The following is a 16,049-nucleotide window of genomic DNA, read 5'->3' on the forward strand; positions in this document are numbered from 1 at the left end:
TCCGCGGCGGCGCGCGCGAAGGCTTCCGCGCTGCGGGCCGCCTGCTGCGCGGCGTGGTGATCGTGGAGGAGCTGATCGACGCCCGTGGCGAGCGAAGCGATCTGATCGTTCAGGTTCATGCGTGTCTTCTCTGCGTAAGACCCGCGATTTTAACCGCTGCGCGGATGTCGGTCCGCGCGGGTCGTGTAACAAAGTGCGCAAGGCGGCGCGCCGCGCGCCGCTTTGTGTTACTTCAGGTAGCCCGCCGAGCCGAACCAGTCGAGCGCGTCGCGCAGCCCTTCGCGGTACGGACGCGCACGGTAGCCGAGCTCGCGCTCGGCCTTCGCGGACGTGAAATACATCTTGTTCTTCGACATCCGCAGCCCGTCCACGGTGACGAACGGCTCCTTCTTCGTGAACTTCGCGACCGCTTCGGCGCCGACCGCGAGCGGGTACAGCGGCCAGCGCGGCAGCGCGATCGTCGGCGCCTTGCGGCCCGTCATCTGCGCGATGTCGGCGAGCATCTGCTGCAGCGGCAGGTTCTCGCCGCCGAGGATGTAGCGCTCGCCGATCCGGCCGCGCTCGAGCGCGAGGAAGTGGCCGTGCGCGACGTCGTCGACGTGCACCAGGTTCAGCCCCGTATCGACGAACGCGGGAATCTTGCCGAGCGCGGCCTCGACGATGATGCGGCCGGTCGGCGTCGGCTTCACGTCGCGCGGGCCGATCGGTGTCGACGGGTTGACGATCACGGCCGGCAGCCCTTCGTCGGCGATCATCCGCTCGACCGCGCGCTCCGCGCGCACCTTGCTGCGCTTGTACACGCCGATCGCCTGCTCGGCCGTGAGCGGCCGGTTCTCGTCGGACGGATCGCCGGCGCTCGTCACCTTCAGCGTCGCGACGCTGCTCGTGTAGACGATCCGCTCGACGCCCTCCGCGCGGGCCGCGCGCATCGTCGCGACCGCCCCCTCGAGGTTCGCGCGTTCGATTTCGTCGGGATCGGGCGCCCACAGCCGGTAGTCGGCCGCGACGTGCAGCAGGTAGCGCACGCCGCGCAGCGCGGCGCGCATCGACGCCTCGTCGCGCATGTCGCCGGTGACGATCTCGGCATCGAGATCCGCGACGTTCGTGCGCGGGCTGGTCGGGCGCACGAGCACGCGCACCGCATAGCCTTTCTGCTGCGCGATGCGCGCGACGGCCGAGCCGACGAAGCCGGACGCGCCGGTGACGAGAACGAGATCGCGGGAGGTATCAGTCATGCGTTTCCTTCAGGGCCGCGCGCGGGCGGCGCGGCGGTTGAGCATCGGCGAGATTGTACGTGGTCGGCGCACGCGGCGACGCCTGGCCGGCGCGTGTGCGAAGCGGCCGGCGCGACTACAATGCCGGGCTTGAATGCAACGGGAGGGCGACGCGATGAGCCGCAATGAACTGGACGAACGGATCGAAACCTACTACGTGCGGGTGCGCGGCGTCGTGCAGGGCGTCGGCTTCCGTCATGCGACGGTGCGCGAGGCGCATGCGCTGAAACTGCGCGGCTGGGTCGCGAATCTCGAGGACGGCAGCGTCGAGGCGATGATCCAGGGCCCCGGCGCGCAGATCGACCGGATGCTCGCGTGGCTGCGTCATGGGCCGCCGGCCGCGCGCGTCACCGAAGTGACGTTCGAGGAGCGCCGGACCGAGCGGCGCTTCGAGCGTTTCCAGCAGCAGTAAGCGGCGCGGAACGACCATGACGGGGTATCCGGAAGCCGGTCGCGGCCTCATGTTGTCGGTGACGGCGTCGACGCTGTTCGCGCTGATGTCGGTTTACGCAAAACTGCTCGCGCCGCTCACGGGGCTCGACATCTTCGCGTGGCGCGTCCTGTGGACCGCGCCGGGCGCGCTCGCGCTGATCGCGCTGCGCGGCCGCTGGCCGGCGCTCGTCGGTCTCGTGCACCGCACCGCGCGCGACTGGCGCCTGCTGCTCGCGCTGCCGGCGAGCGCGGCGCTGCTCGGCGTGCAGCTGTGGCTGTTCCTGTGGGCGCCGCTGCACGGCCGCATGCTCGAGGTGTCGCTCGGCTATTTCCTGCTGCCGCTGACGATGGTGATCGTCGGCCGCTTCTACTATCACGAGCGGCTCGACCCGCTGCAATGGGCGGCGGTCGCGTGCGCCGCGCTCGGCGTCGCGCACGAAGTGTGGGCGACACGCGCGTTCGCGTGGCCGACGCTCGTCGTCGCGCTCGGTTATCCGCCGTATTTCGTGCTGCGCCGGCGGATCAACGCCGATTCGCTGGCCGCGTTCGCGGTCGAGATCGTGCTGCTGTGCCCGATCGCGTTCGTGATGGTCGCGACGAGCGCGACGCGGGTCGACGGCCATCCGGCGCTGTGGGCCGCGCTGCTGCCGGGGCTCGGCGTGCTCAGCACGCTCGCGCTCGCCAGCTACCTGAAGGCGAGCCGGATGCTGCCGATGGCGCTGTTCGGGATCCTCGGCTACGTCGAACCCGTGCTGCTCGTCGCGGTGTCGCTGCTGCTGCTCGGCGAGACGCTGAGCGTCGCGAAGCTCGCCACCTACGGGCCGATCTGGGCCGCCGTCGCGCTCACCGCATGGCACAGCGCGATGCTGATGCGGCGCCTGCCCGCACGCGGATGAGCGCCGGTCGCGATGGCGCGGCCGCGCGGAACGTGCATCGCACCGCGCGTCGTGCCGCGCTCGAACGGCGGCGATCCAGCGCCCGGACGCAGCGATGCTGACCGCAAGCTGGCGTCGCGCTGACGTGAATCTGGCGACGCCGACCGCCGCGCTCCGTCAGGCTCGCGCGTGTAATCGAACAGAAGATTCGGTTGCACTTTGTTACTTAGGGTCTTCCCCGAACGGCCATTAGACTGACCTGACCGACTACCCTTCGTATGCAGCTTTTCGATGAACGGTCATCTCCGTGCCGGGCCAGCCGGGTTGGTGCGATGCGGGCATACGCGTATCGCCGCTGACCGCGCTCGCCAGCTTCTTCCCGATCCCTTCCCCGGTGCCCGTCGCACCGCCGTCGTGCCGGTGCGCTCATGTCGTTGAGCCCGTCGCCGTCCGTCACGGTCCTGCCGCCGCGCGGCGGCCGCCTGATCGAAATCGACTTCTTCCGCGGGCTCGTGCTGTTGATGATCGTCGTCGATCACATCGGCGCGAGCGTGCTGTCGCGCGTGACGCTGCATGCGTTCGCGCTGTGCGATGCAGCCGAGGTGTTCGTGTTTCTCGGCGGTTTCGCGACCGCGAGCGCGTACGGGGCGATCGCCGAGCGGCACGGCGCGCGCGCCGCGCAGCAGCGGTTCGTGCGGCGTGCGATGCAGATCTACCGCGCGTTTCTCGCGACGTCGACGCTGATGCTGGTCGTGTCGGCCGTGCTCGACCATTACGGAATCGATGCGCCGAACCTCGCGCTCGACGATGTCAGCGTGATGCTCGCGTCGCCGCTCACGGGCGCTGCCGAGTTGCTGACGTTCCAGCGCCAGCCATATCTGGCGTCGGTGCTGCCGATGTACGTGCTGTTCGCGCTCGCGTCGCCGGTGATCGTGCCGTTCGCGCGTCGCCATCCGTGGCTGCTCGTTGCGTTCAGCGTCGTGTCGTGGGGCGCGGCGGGCTGGCTCGGCCCCGAGCTGCTGGATACCGACGGCTTCCGCTGGAGCTTCAACCCGTTCGCGTGGCAGCTGATGTTCGTCGCCGGCGTGCTGGCGCGCTGCCAGCCGTTCTACCGGCGCATCGCGCTGGGGCGCTGGGGCGCGGCGGCGACCGGGCTCGCGTGCGCGGTCGTGCTCGGTTGCGCGAGCTACAAGCTGTTCTCGGGCTTGCCGTTGCCGGAAGGCGTGTTCAAGCGCGACCTGGCGCTGCCGCGCGTCGTGAGCTTCGCGGCCGTCGCATGGCTGATGGCCGATTGCGTGCGCTTCGGCTGGATCGCGCGGATCGCGCAGGGCGTGCGACCTGTCGTGGCGGTCGGCCAGCGCGGCCTGATCTGCTTCGTGGCGGGCGCGGCGATCTCGCTCGTCCTCGATTCGCTGCTGCATCCGGTCGTGGGCGGCGCCGACCTGCGGCATGTCGGCGTGGGCCTCGTGGCCGACGCGTGCGCGCTCGGGCTGATGATGGCCGTGGCCGGTTCGGGGACGTGGATCGCGCGGTGGCGCGGCGCGGCTGCGTGAGCGGCGCGGAAGGCGGCCCGCCGCGGCGTCAGTGAGGTGAGCCGATACGGGAGCGGGGCACGGCGGTTGCGTCGTCGGATTCGGCGTCGTCGCGTTCGTCCGGTGCCGGATCGTCGCGCTCGGCGAGCACCGCGTCGGCTTCGGCTGCGGCCCGGGCGGCGCGTATCGCGGTGCAGCGCTGCGCGTGCCGGATGTCCGACAGTATCCTCAAGAGCCGAGTCGTCTTGTTTTTCATGATCTTCTCCCGCCAGTGCGCATCGCGACGGAGCGGATGCGCCGTTGCAACCAGTGTAGGACGTGCTGGCCGCGCTGGCGGGAGAATATGGCGTGCGGGCCGCACGCCGAGGGATAGTACTTACCGGGCCGGGGCGACGCCCTGCGCCTGCAGCGCTTCCTCGCGGCGCTCTTCCGCACAGCGCTGGTGCTGGCGCGACAGGCGGTTCATCAGCGGCAGCAGCAGCAGCGCGAGCACCATGCCGATCGCGGCGAGCCAGCCGAGCTTCTCGAACAGCGACAGGTAGAGCGGCAGCGATTCGGTGGCCGGCAGTTCGTGCGACGGCATCTGCGCGAAGTTCGCGACGACGCTGCCCAGATACTGCGACACGCCCGTCGCGACGAAATACGCACCCATCATGAAGCCGCTCATGCGCGCCGGCACGTAGCGGGCGATCATCGCGAGGCCGAGGCCGCTCACCAGCAGTTCGCCGAGCGAGTACAGGCCGTAACCCCACACCATGAACCACGACGACACGCGGCCGTCCACGGCATAGCGGCCGCTGATCGTGAACACCAGGTAGCCCGCGGCCACCGCGCCGAAGCCGAGCGCGTACTTCGCGGCGACCGGCAGGTCGCGGCCGCCCTTCGCGACGGCATTGTAGACCCACACGAGCAGCGGGCTCAGCAGCATGATCCAGATCGGGTTCAGCGCCTGGAACTGCGCGGCGCTCCACGTGAACAGCGTCGTGCCGAACACGATGAAGCGCGGATCGACGTTGCGCAGCGCGAACAGCGTCAGCGACGTCGACATCTGCACGTAGAAGATGAAGAACAGGATCACCTGGCCGATCAGCACGAGCGCCGCGATCAGGCCCGCGCGCTCCGAGCGCTCCGACTTCGCGATCATGTACGCGAAGATCGCGAGGATCGCGAACGCGGCCGTCCATACGCTGGCCACGGCGAGCTGCTTGTGCTGCAGCACGTACAGCGTGACCAGCGCGAGCGCGACGCCGCCGGCCGCGACCGCGCCGAGGCGCTTCCAGCGGATCGGTTCGTCGTCCGGCTGCGAGCCGACGTGCGCGAGCGTGCGGTGCATCAGCATGAAGTTGAGGATCGCGAGCAGCATGCCGCCGCAGCAGACCGCGAACGCGGTGTGCCAGCCCCAGTGATCCTTGATCCACGGCGTCGCGAGCATCGACACCGTCGAGCCGATGTTGACCGCCATGTAGTAGATCGTGAACGCGCTGTCGATGCGCGCGTCGTCGCCTTCGTAGATGCGGCGCACGAGGTTCGCCGCGTTGGCCTTGAACAGGCCGTTGCCGACGACGATCACGCCGAGCGACGCGTACATGTACGTCAGCTGGTCGTTCGGCACCGAAAGCATCAGGTAGCCGGCACACAGCACGGACGCGCCGACGATCATCGTGCGGCGGGCGCCGAGCACCTTGTCGCCGATCCAGCCGCCGATCGACGGCGCGGCATAGACGAGTGCGGTGAACGCACCCCAGGTCAGGTTCGCATGGCTGTCGGTGAAACCGAGCCGGTCGACCATGAAGAGGACCAGGAGCGCGGCCATGCCGTAGTAGCCGAAGCGCTCCCACATTTCGATGAGGAAGACCGTCGTGAACGATCGGGTTTGTGAAACAGGTGAATGCATCATCAATCTCGGTTGAAACGGACGGCACGGATCACGCGTCGTCTTGGGGTCGAACTGGCGCCGGAGCACTGAGGCCGGGTAGGCTTGCGTCGGCGATGGAGCAGTCGGGCGGTTAGCCCGGGCCGGGGTCGGACTCCGCCCGACAAGGCGGTGCGCGGCCCCGACCGGCGCGCGAATGGTAACGTTTGCCGGTCCGGTGCGTCGGGTCCGTGCCACTTAGGGAAACTCCCGATATGGCAGCAGCTTTCAGGAACATTCGTCTCATCATGTATTTGTAAGCTTGACGTCCGTTCTCCGCAAATTCCCGGAGAGCCGCTTGCAGCTTGCCTGTGAAGCCCGCGAGTCTGGCAAGATAGCGCGTCGTTTCGTTCGCTTCGGGCCCTGTTTAGTGCACCGGGCTCAACGCCGAAGGCGTGTACGAACCCGAAGATTAAGCTATCTCCAATTAACTTAGTTACTTTCCATCAAACATTTTTTGACGACCACTTTTCGGCCTGCTATGGTTCCCCCCACTGAAAACTCGCGATCGGCAGACGCTGTCGCACTGGGCAGCAAGATTCGCGCGTTGCGCCAACGTCTGAAGCGCACGCTCGACGACACCGCTTCCGCCGCGGGGATTTCGAAGCCGTTTCTGTCTCAAGTCGAGCGCGGGCTCGCGTCGCCGTCACTGACGTCGCTGGCCGGTATTGCCCACGCGCTCGGTGTGACGGTGCAGTACTTCGTGGATACGCCGAGCGAGGAACGCTCGGTCTGCCGAGGCGATCAGTTGCGCTTCTTCGGGTTTGCCGATTCGGCGAACCTGTTCGCGCGGCTGACGAACGTGTCCGAAGGGCGCCAGCTGGAGGCGATCCTCGTGAGGATGCCGCCGGGGCAGAAGCGGTCGGAGGTGACGACACATGCAGGAGAGGAGTTCCTGTATGTGATTGAAGGGGAAGTGTCGTTGACGCTGGAAGGCAAGACGTTCGTCCTGCAGGCCGGCGACAGCTCGCACTATCAGTCGACGGTGCCGCATAGCTGGGTCAACACCGCGAAAATCGAGTCGGTGGTGGTCTGGGTCGGTACACCGAGGCTGTTCTAACGCACAGGTATTCCTTCGTTTCCAAGACGGAATGCCTGTCGAAAGAAACGTAAGGAATACTAAAATGCTACACGAGAATCACGGGCCTCCTCAATCGCTGCGCCCGTCAGCGTCTCACGCGTAATCCGCGGCATCCGCCGCGCGACGCGCACCGAACCAACCTTCTCAAGACTGCCACGATGAAATCCTTGCATGCCATGTCGGCCGTGCTGGCCGCGCTCGCCCTGACGACGCCTGTTGCCCACGCCGTTACCGTCCCGTCGAACGTCGCGCTCGCTCCTCAACAGGACCTGACGCGGCAGGTGCCCGCCGAAGTCGAGTCGCTCGATCCCGCGCACATCGAGTCGTGGACCGGCAACACGATCGGCCTCGACCTGTTCGAAGGGCTGGCCCGCATCGATGCAGCCGGCCAGGTCGTGCCGGGTGTCGCGCTGTCGTGGGAACGCAAGACGCCGACGACGTGGATCTTCAAGCTTCGCCATGACGCGAAGTGGAGCAACGGCCAGCCGGTGACGGCCGCCGATTTCGTCTACTCGTGGCAGCGCCTCGTCGATCCGAAGACGGGCTCGAAGTACACGATCCTCGTCGAGTTCGTGAAGAACTCGAAGGACATCATCGCGGGCAAGGCCGCGCCGTCGACACTCGGCGTGCGCGCCGTCGATCCGTACACGCTGGAAGTGACGACCGACGTGCCCGTCGCGTTCTTCCCCGAACTGACCGCGATGGTGCCGCTCGCGCCGGTGAACAAGGACACGGTGACGAAGCTCGGCGACGCATGGACGCGCCCGGGCAACATCGTCAGCAACGGCGCATACCAGCTCGTCGACTGGCAGCCGAACAACCGCATCGTGATCTCGAAGGACGCGAAGTACTGGAACGCGCCGAAGGTCGTGATCAACAAGGTCACGTACCTGCCGATCGAGAGCGACGAGACGGCGATGCGCATGTACCAGGCCGGCCAGATCGACTACAGCTACTCGATCCCGTCGGGGATCTTCCAGCAGGTCAGCAAGCAGTTCGGCGGCGAACTGCGCCAGGGCCTCCAGCTCGCGACCTACTACTATTACCTGAACAACAGCGATCCGGTGCTGAAGGACAAGCGCGTGCGCCAGGCGCTGTCGATGGTGCTCGATCGCGACGTGCTGACGCAGAGGCTCACGCAGGCCGGCGAGAAGCCGATGTACGGCCTGATGCCGAACGGCACGAAGGGCGTGCAGCCGTTCACGCCGGACTGGGCGTCGTGGCCGATGGCCAAGCGCGTCGAGACCGCGAAGAACCTGCTGAAGCAGGCCGGCTATTCGGACGCGAAGCCGCTGTCGTTCACGCTGACGTACAACACCAACGACCTGCACAAGAAGGTCGCGCTGTTCGCCGCGTCCGAATGGCGCACCAAGCTCGGCATCAACACGAAGCTCGAGAACGTCGAGTTCAAGGTGCTGATGAAGGAGCGTCACGACGGCAAGGTGCAGATCGCGCGTGACGGCTGGTTCGCCGACTACAACGACGCGATGACGTTCTTCGACCTGCTGCGCTGCGGCAGCGCGCAGAACACCGTCGGCTACTGCAACAAGCAGGCCGACGCGCTCGTCGACGAAGGCAACCAGAAGCTCGACGACAAGGCGCGCGCCGCGCTGCTCACGCAGGCGCACGACCTCGCGCTGAACGACACGCCGATGGTGCCGCTGTTCCAGTACTCGGCCGATCGTCTCGTGAAGCCCTACGTGGGCGGCTATTCGCTGAAGAACGTGATCGACATGCGTGCTTCGCAGGACATGTACCTGATCAAGCACTGAGCGGAGCGATCATGCTGGCCTACGCATTGAGGCGCACGTTGTGGGCGGTGCCGACGATCCTCGCGGTCGTCACCGTCTGCTACCTGCTGCTGCACTTCACGCCCGGCGGTCCGTTCGATACGGAAAAGCAGTTGTCCGCCGCGACGCTCGCGAACCTGAACGCGAAGTATCACCTCGACCAGCCGCTGTGGAAGCAGTACCTGATGTACCTCGATTCGCTGCTGCACGGCGATCTCGGTCCGTCGTTCCGCTACGTCGACTGGTCGGTGAACGACCTCGTGAGGAAGGCGCTGCCCGTGAGCCTCGGCGTGGGCGGCGTGTCGATCCCGATCTCGATCGGGCTGGGCGTGCTGCTCGGCACCGTCGCGGCGGTGCGCCGCGACAGCTTCATCGACCGCATCGTGATGCTGATCGGCAACGTCGGCAACGTCGTGCCGCCGTTCGTGCTCGGCCCCGTGCTCGTGTGGATCTTCGCGATCCTGCTGAAGACGTCGGCCGGCAACGGCTGGCTGCCGGCCGGCGGCTGGGGCGACGGCGGCTGGCAGTACCGGCTGCTGCCGATCGTGCTGCTGACCTTCATCAACATGTCGCTGCTCGCGCGCGTGATGCGCGGCTCGATGATCGAGACGCTGTCGAGCAACTACATCCGTACCGCGCGTGCCAAGGGCCTGCCGGGCTCGACGATCGTGCTGCGCCATGCGCTCAAGCCCGCGCTGATGCCGGTCGTGTCGCTGTTCGGCACGGTCTGCATCTCGTCGATCACGGCGGCCGTCGTCACGGAATCGGTGTTCGCGCTGCCGGGCCTCGGTCAGCTCGTCGTGAACGGCGCCATCAACCGCGACTACACGCTGGTGCTCGGCCTCGTCGTCCTGACCACCGTCTGCGCGGTGCTGTTCAACCTGCTGGTCGACCTCGCGTATGCGTGGCTCGATCCGCGCATCCGTTATTGAGCGAGGCACCGCGATGACTCCGACTACTCCCGTCGTCGGTCTGCCCGTGCAGACCGATTCGCCGCCGCGTTCGCGCTCGCCGCTCGCGCTCGCGATGGCGCGTTTCCTTCACAACCGCGCAGCCGTGTTCAGCCTCGTGCTGCTCGCGCTGATCACGCTCGCCTGCTTCGTCGGCCCGTGGCTGCTCGCGGCTGATCCCGCCGCGAGCGACTGGGGCGCGATCAGCCTGCCGCCGACCTGGGCGAACCAGCACTGGTTCGGCACCGACGAGCTCGGCCGCGACCTGCTGGTGCGCACGCTGATCGGCGGCCGCGTGTCGATCGAGGTCGGCGTGCTCGGCACGCTCGTGTCGGGCCTGTTCGGCGTCGCGTGGGGCGCGACCGCGGGCTTCGCGGGCGGCCGCGTCGACTCCGTCATGATGCGCGTCGTCGACATGATGTACGCGATTCCGTACCTGCTGATCGCGATCCTGATGATGACCCTGTTCGGCCGCTCGTTCATGCTGGTCGTGCTGACCATCAGCGCGTTCTCGTGGATCGACATGGCGCGCGTCGTGCGCGGCCAGACGCTGTCGCTGCGCAACCGCGAGTTCGTCGATGCGGCGCGCGCGATCGGCGTGACGCCGGCCACGATCGTGCGGCGCCACGTCGTGCCGAACCTGCTCGGCGTGGTCGTCGTGTACGCGACGGTCTCGGTGCCGGGCATCGTGCTGACCGAATCGGTGCTGTCGTTCCTCGGCCTCGGCGTGCAGGAACCGATGACGAGCTGGGGCGTGCTGATCCAGGACGGCGCGCAGAAACTGGAATCGATGCCGTGGCTGCTGCTCGCCCCGGCCGTCATGCTGTGCGTGACGCTTTATTGCGTGAATTTCGTCGGCGATGGCCTGCGGGATGCGCTTGACCCGAAGGATCGTTGAGATGGCCGCATTGCTCGAAGTAGACAATCTCGGCGTGCGCTTCACGCGCAAGGATGCCCCGCCGATCGACGCCGTCAGCGGCGTGTCGTTCTCGCTCGAAGCCGGCAAGACGCTCGGCATCGTCGGCGAATCGGGCTCGGGCAAGAGCCAGACCGTGATGGCGCTGCTCGGCCTGCTGGCCGGCAACGGCACGACGACCGGCGTCGCGCGCTACCGCGGCGACAACCTGCTCGACATGGACACGCGCGCGCTGAACGCGGTGCGCGGCGACCGGATCGCGATGATCTTCCAGGATCCGATGACGTCGCTCAATCCGTTCCTGACGATCGAGCGGCAGATGACCGAGACGCTGCAGCTGCACCGCAAGCTGTCGCGCAAGGAAGCCACGAAGCGCGCGATCGAGGCGCTCGAATCGGTGCGCATTCCCGACGCGGCGCGACGCATCCGCATGTATCCGCACGAGTTCTCGGGCGGCATGCGGCAGCGCGTGATGATCGCGATGGCGCTGCTGTCCGAGCCGGAAATCCTGATCGCCGACGAGCCGACCACCGCGCTCGACGTGACCGTGCAGGCACAGATCATCGACCTGCTGCGCGAGCTGAACCGCGAGCGCGGCACCGCGATCGTGCTGATCACGCACGACATGGGCGTGGTCGCCGGCCTCGCCGACGACGTGATGGTCATGTACTCGGGCCGCACCGTCGAATACGCGCCGGCCGAATCGATCTTCGCGGCGCCGTCGCATCCGTACACGATCGGCCTGCTCAATGCGCTGCCGCGCCTGACCGACGCGGACGATGCGCCGCTCGTCGCGATTCCCGGCAATCCGCCGATGCCCGGCACCGCGCCGGCCGGCTGCGCGTTCGCGAAGCGCTGCACGTATGCGGAAGAGCGCTGCGGCGCGGCGCGCCCCGCGCTCGAAACCTATGGCGCCGCGGGCGCGGTGCGCGCATGCCACCGCCCGGTGGCCGATCTGACGGGAGGTCTGCGATGAGCGTCAATGAACGCCGCGATGCCGGCGCGACGGACGACACGCTGCTGTCCGTCGACAATCTGAAGGTGCATTTCCGCGTGCCGCTCGGCGGCTATCCGTGGTCACCGAAGGGCACGCTGCGGGCGGTCGACGGCGTGTCGTTCGACGTGAAGCGCGGCGAGACGGTCGGGCTCGTCGGCGAATCGGGCTGCGGGAAGTCGACGCTTGCGCGTGCGCTGATCGGCCTCGTGCCGATGACGGCCGGTACGGTGAAGTGGCGCGGCGAAGCCGTCACGCCCGATCACCTGCGCGGCTCCACGATGCGGCGCGAAGTGCAGATGATCTTCCAGGATCCGCTCGCGTCGCTCGATCCGCGCATGACGATCGAACAGGTTGTCGCCGAGCCGCTCGTCACGCACCAGGCCGGCCTCGGCCGTGCCGAGGTGCGCCGCCGCGTGGTCACGATGCTCGAACGCGTCGGCCTGAACGCGCATCACCTGCTGCGTTATCCGCATGAATTCTCCGGCGGGCAATGCCAGCGCGTCGGCATCGCGCGCGCGCTGATCGGCGCGCCGAAGCTCGTGATCTGCGACGAGCCCGTGTCGGCGCTCGACGTGTCGATCCAGGCGCAGATCGTGAACCTGCTGCGCGACCTGCAACGCGAACTGTCGTTGTCCTATCTGTTCGTTGCACACGATCTCGCCGTGGTGAAGGCGATCAGTCAGCGTGTGCTCGTGATGTATCTCGGCCGCGTGATGGAGTTCGGCACGCGGCATGACGTGTACGGCGTGCCGCAGCACCCGTACACGAAGGCGCTGCTCGATGCGGCGCCGACGCCGGAGCCGGCGCGCGAGCGTGCTCGCCGTCCGATGCTGCTGGCGGGCGAGATGCCCTCGCCGCTCAACCCGCCGTCCGGCTGCGCGTTCCGCACGCGCTGCCCGGTCGCGATCGACGCATGCGCGCGGGACGTGCCGCTGCCGGAAGTTCGGCAGGGGTCGGCGGCGCGTGTCGCGTGCATCCGCGCGGGCGTGGCGTGAAGTGAAGTAACTCGGCAAATAAAACCAGGCAGGTCAACAGGGGCAGTGGCGGCGCGAATGATCTTCGCGTCGCGGGTACAGGCGCGTCCTTAACCGGGCGTGCCGGGGGGCCGGGAGCGGATCGCGACCGGCGTGGACGGATATCAACACAAGACGAGAATGACGATGAAAAAACAGAAGACGATCGGGACGGCATCGAAGATGCTGCTTGCATGGGGACTGCCGGCACTCGCAGGCGTCTCGCTGACGGGCGTTGCGCACGCCGACGACGCGGCGCCCGCGCCGCTGACGGTCGCGCAGGCCGCACCGGCCGCCGGTACGGCCGCGACCGTTGCGCAGGCATCGACCCCGAACGCCATCATCAACGCCGAAGCGAACCAGGCCGTCACGCCGCCGGACGAGCCGTCGGCGCAGTCGAAGTCGAATGGCTTCATTGCCGACAGCCATCTCGACTTCCTGTTCCGCAACTATTCGGACGTGCTCGACAGCAAGGGCGGGCCGCATCGCCACGCGTGGGTCCAAGGCGCGATGGCGAACTTCGAGTCGGGCTACACGACGGGCCTGATCGGCATCGGCTTCGACGCATCGCTGTATGCGGCGCTGAAGCTCGACGGCGGCCAGGGCGCCGGCAGCATGGTGCACATCGCGAAGGGCGGCGGCGGCGGGAACCAGCTGGCATGGGCGTACCCCGGCATCTACGACATCAAGGCGCGGATCTCGAACACGGTGGTCAAGTACGGTCTGCAGGCCGTCGACAACCCGTTCATGGAGCAGCACGACAACCGTGCGCTGCCGCCGACGTTCCTTGGTGCGACGATCGTCAGCAATGAATTCAAGAACGTGATGCTCGAGGCCGGCAGCTTCACGAAGACCAACGCGCGCGGCCACACGACGCTTACGAACCTGACGACGCAGTACGGTGGCACGCGCATCAATCGCCTGTCGTATGTCGGCGGCACGTGGGACTACTCGCCGAACGGCGAAGTCGCGCTGTATGCGAACCAGGCCGACGACGTGTGGCACCAGTACTACGCGTCGGTGAAGCACAGCATCGGCAGCCCGCAGACGATCAAGTGGACCGGCTTCGGCAACGTCTATTCGACGCACGACACGGGCGATGCGCTGCAGGGCAAGATCGACAACAACGCATACAGCCTGTCGGTGGCGGCGCAGCACGGCCCGCACGAGCTGCTGCTCGGCTTCCAGCAGGTGCTCGGCGACCAGTTCTTCGACTACCTGAACGAAACGAACGGCATCTTCCTGACCAACTCGATGGACGTCGACTACAACGCGCCGCACGAAAAGTCGCTGCAGCTGCGTTACACGTTCTACGGCAAGGAAGCGGGCCTGCCGGGCTTCAAGGCGATGGTCTGGGGCGTGACGGGCTGGGGTGCGGACGGCAGCGCGGGCGCGGCCAACGACCCGAGCAAGTCGAGCATCTACTGGAGCAACGGCGCGCCGGTGCAGGGCCGTCACCACGAGTTCGGCTTCATCCCGTCGTACACGTTCCAGAGCGGCAAGCTGAAGAACACGAAGGTCACGTTCATCGCGATGTGGCACAACGGTTCGGCACACTACTCGGACGCGACGAACAGGGAGTACCGCCTGGTCGTGAACCTGCCGCTGCACGCGTTCTGATCGACGGGGGCATCGCGCCCCCGCATCGCGCGGCCGGCCTGCGGGCAGTATGCTCAGGCCGGCTTGTGCAGCCCCGCGACCGGATCGTTCGCCGCGGGCATCTCTTCCGCGAGCGACGTGAGCTGGCGGCCCGTGTCGCGCCATGCGTCGAGGCCGCCGCGCAGCGCAAGCGCATCGGTGAAGCCCGCGTCGAGCAGGCGCTTCGCCATCAGCGCGGCCGTCACTTCGTTCGGGCACGAGCAGTACACGACGAACTTCTGCGAGAACGGATAGCGCGCGACGATGTCGGCGATCTGCCGCTCGTCGGCGAACTGGGCGCCGGGAATCGAGAACGGGTCGAGCTTGCGGTGCTCGGGCGAGCGCACGTCGAGCACCACCGGCGCGGTGTCGTCGCGCAGCAGGGTGTCGAGTTCGTCGACGCCGATCCGCGCATGGGCGAGCTGGCGGATCAGCGCGCGGCGGCGCATCCAGCGCACGGCCGCATAGATTGCCAGCAGCGCGACGATGACCAGCAGCACCGCGCGGCCGAGACGGCTCGCGCCGGCGAACAGCCAGTCGATCTGCCGGTAGAACACGATGCCGGCCGCCAGCCCGGCGATCGTCCACAGTGCGGCGCCGAGCGCGTCGTAACCGGCGAACGTGCGATAGCGCGTGCCGAGCGCACCGGCCATCGGCACCGACACGAGCGACAGCCCGGGAATGAAGCGGGCGACCGCGAGCACGCGCACGCCGTAACGGCCGAAGAAGCGTTCGGTCTTTCTCACGCAGGTATCGCGCGACAGCGACAGCCGGCAGATCGTCTTCAGCGTCGTGCCGCCGTAACGGCGCCCCGCGACGTACCACACGGTGTCGCCGATCAGCGCACCGAGCACCGACACCGCCACCACCGTCACGAGCTGCGAGCCGATCATGTCCGGGTGCATCCCGGCCATCGCACCGAACAGCACGAGCGTCGGCATCGCGGGCACCGGCAGGCCGATGGCCGCCGCGAGCACGTTGGCGAACACGAGAAGCGGCCCGTACTGGGCGACGAGGTCACGGAGCATGACGGCTGGCCGAAAAGGGAAGGCGTGGGCAGGAAACGCAGATGGGCCGATTATCGGCCTTTTTCAAGACAACGGCGGGAATGACGGAAAGCGCCTGACGACGGCAGGGGGATGTCGGTGAGCCGGCGCGCTGCGCGCGGCTCACCGACCGGAATCAGGAGAGGGTGCGCGCGAGCGAGGCGGCGCCATGGTTTTCGCCGGGCAGCTCGGCGCCGTGCGAGCGGATCGCCGCGATCAGTTCGGCCGGCGTGATCTCGTAGCGGACCTCGCGGTGGATGCCGGGCTTGCGTTCGTCGATCTCGATCAGCAGCACGCTTTTGCCGTCGCCCGTTGCTTCCAGCCGGAGCGAGCGCAGTTCGCGGCCGTCGGCCGGATCGTGTTCGGTGAGCAGGGTCATTGCCCCGGATGAGCCGGTAGTGCGCATCGAACCTATCCTCGTATCGTGTCGTGGATGCCGTGACGGCAAAGATGTCTTTGTTGACTACAGCTTGACGCAGTTTAACGCGAACGGGCCGCAAGACGGAGCATTTTCGTGCGGTGAAATGAGGGCTACACCACCCATCCTTCTGATGTTTGAGCCATGCGGGGCGGGCGTTTCAGCCGGATCGGCC

General features: G+C 67.5%; 15 protein-coding genes. 10 read left to right on the plus strand and 5 right to left on the minus strand.

Annotated elements, in window-relative coordinates:
* Nucleotides 1-227: 227 nt before the first annotated feature.
* On the minus strand, nt 228-1,235 hold the full coding sequence (gene hpnA / locus G3N62_RS28825) for a hopanoid-associated sugar epimerase (RefSeq protein ID WP_034187638.1): 1,008 nt from the start codon (nt 1,233-1,235) through the stop codon (nt 228-230).
* Nucleotides 1,236-1,389: 154 nt separating this feature from the next.
* On the opposite strand from hpnA, the gene G3N62_RS28830 reads away from it, so the two are divergent.
* From G3N62_RS28830 to G3N62_RS28840, 3 genes are all read left to right on the plus strand, one after another.
* On the plus strand, nt 1,390-1,686 hold the full coding sequence (locus tag G3N62_RS28830) for an acylphosphatase (protein ID WP_034187849.1): 297 nt from the start codon (nt 1,390-1,392) through the stop codon (nt 1,684-1,686).
* A 16-nt stretch (nt 1,687-1,702) separates the two neighbouring features.
* Nucleotides 1,703-2,602, plus strand: coding sequence for an EamA family transporter RarD (rarD, locus tag G3N62_RS28835; RefSeq protein ID WP_124670742.1), 900 nt, complete (start codon nt 1,703-1,705; stop codon nt 2,600-2,602).
* Nucleotides 2,603-3,009: 407 nt separating this feature from the next.
* Complete coding sequence (locus G3N62_RS28840; protein ID WP_059559149.1) at nt 3,010-4,134, plus strand: OpgC domain-containing protein; 1,125 nt, start codon at nt 3,010-3,012, stop codon at nt 4,132-4,134.
* Between the two features lie 28 nt (nt 4,135-4,162).
* Here G3N62_RS28840 and G3N62_RS28845 read toward each other — a convergent pair whose 3' ends face one another.
* Both G3N62_RS28845 and G3N62_RS28850 read right to left on the minus strand, forming a co-directional pair.
* Nucleotides 4,163-4,369 (minus strand): hypothetical protein, encoded by a 207-nt coding sequence (locus G3N62_RS28845; RefSeq protein ID WP_124670741.1) that lies wholly within the window; start codon nt 4,367-4,369, stop codon nt 4,163-4,165.
* A 120-nt stretch (nt 4,370-4,489) separates the two neighbouring features.
* On the minus strand, nt 4,490-6,010 hold the full coding sequence (locus tag G3N62_RS28850) for a peptide MFS transporter (RefSeq protein ID WP_034187642.1): 1,521 nt from the start codon (nt 6,008-6,010) through the stop codon (nt 4,490-4,492).
* Nucleotides 6,011-6,506: 496 nt separating this feature from the next.
* On the opposite strand from G3N62_RS28850, the gene G3N62_RS28855 reads away from it, so the two are divergent.
* The 7 genes from G3N62_RS28855 (at nt 6,507) to G3N62_RS28885 (ending at nt 14,392) form a co-directional block, all read left to right on the plus strand.
* Entirely contained in the window at nt 6,507-7,085 is a 579-nt protein-coding gene (locus G3N62_RS28855; RefSeq protein ID WP_034187643.1) for a cupin domain-containing protein, read from the plus strand.
* Between the two features lie 179 nt (nt 7,086-7,264).
* Nucleotides 7,265-8,878, plus strand: a complete 1,614-nt coding sequence (locus G3N62_RS28860) for a peptide ABC transporter substrate-binding protein (RefSeq protein WP_034187644.1) — start codon at nt 7,265-7,267, stop codon at nt 8,876-8,878.
* 11 nt (nt 8,879-8,889) lie between these two features.
* The gene (locus tag G3N62_RS28865) at nt 8,890-9,828 is read left to right on the plus strand and encodes an ABC transporter permease subunit (protein WP_034187645.1); all 939 of its coding nucleotides are present in this window, start codon (nt 8,890-8,892) and stop codon (nt 9,826-9,828) included.
* A gap of 13 nt (nt 9,829-9,841) precedes the next feature.
* Complete coding sequence (locus tag G3N62_RS28870; RefSeq protein ID WP_034187646.1) at nt 9,842-10,744, plus strand: ABC transporter permease subunit; 903 nt, start codon at nt 9,842-9,844, stop codon at nt 10,742-10,744.
* Nucleotide 10,745: 1 nt separating this feature from the next.
* Entirely contained in the window at nt 10,746-11,738 is a 993-nt protein-coding gene (locus G3N62_RS28875) for an ABC transporter ATP-binding protein (protein WP_034187647.1), read from the plus strand.
* Nucleotides 11,735-12,754, plus strand: a complete 1,020-nt coding sequence (locus tag G3N62_RS28880; RefSeq protein WP_034187648.1) for an oligopeptide/dipeptide ABC transporter ATP-binding protein — start codon at nt 11,735-11,737, stop codon at nt 12,752-12,754. The genes G3N62_RS28875 and G3N62_RS28880 overlap by 4 nt, the downstream gene beginning before the upstream one ends.
* Nucleotides 12,755-12,919: 165 nt before the next feature.
* On the plus strand, nt 12,920-14,392 hold the full coding sequence (locus G3N62_RS28885; RefSeq protein ID WP_049029118.1) for an OprD family outer membrane porin: 1,473 nt from the start codon (nt 12,920-12,922) through the stop codon (nt 14,390-14,392).
* A gap of 53 nt (nt 14,393-14,445) precedes the next feature.
* On the opposite strand, the gene G3N62_RS28890 is transcribed toward G3N62_RS28885, so the two are convergent.
* Complete coding sequence (locus G3N62_RS28890) at nt 14,446-15,438, minus strand: DedA family protein/thiosulfate sulfurtransferase GlpE (protein WP_034187649.1); 993 nt, start codon at nt 15,436-15,438, stop codon at nt 14,446-14,448.
* Between the two features lie 154 nt (nt 15,439-15,592).
* The gene (locus G3N62_RS28895; protein ID WP_034187650.1) at nt 15,593-15,862 is read right to left on the minus strand and encodes a hypothetical protein; all 270 of its coding nucleotides are present in this window, start codon (nt 15,860-15,862) and stop codon (nt 15,593-15,595) included.
* Nucleotides 15,863-16,049 lie beyond the last annotated feature (187 nt).

It is taken from the genome of Burkholderia sp. Tr-20355, from assembly GCF_017104685.1.
In the GTDB taxonomy this organism is placed as follows: Bacteria; Pseudomonadota; Gammaproteobacteria; order Burkholderiales; family Burkholderiaceae; genus Burkholderia; species Burkholderia seminalis.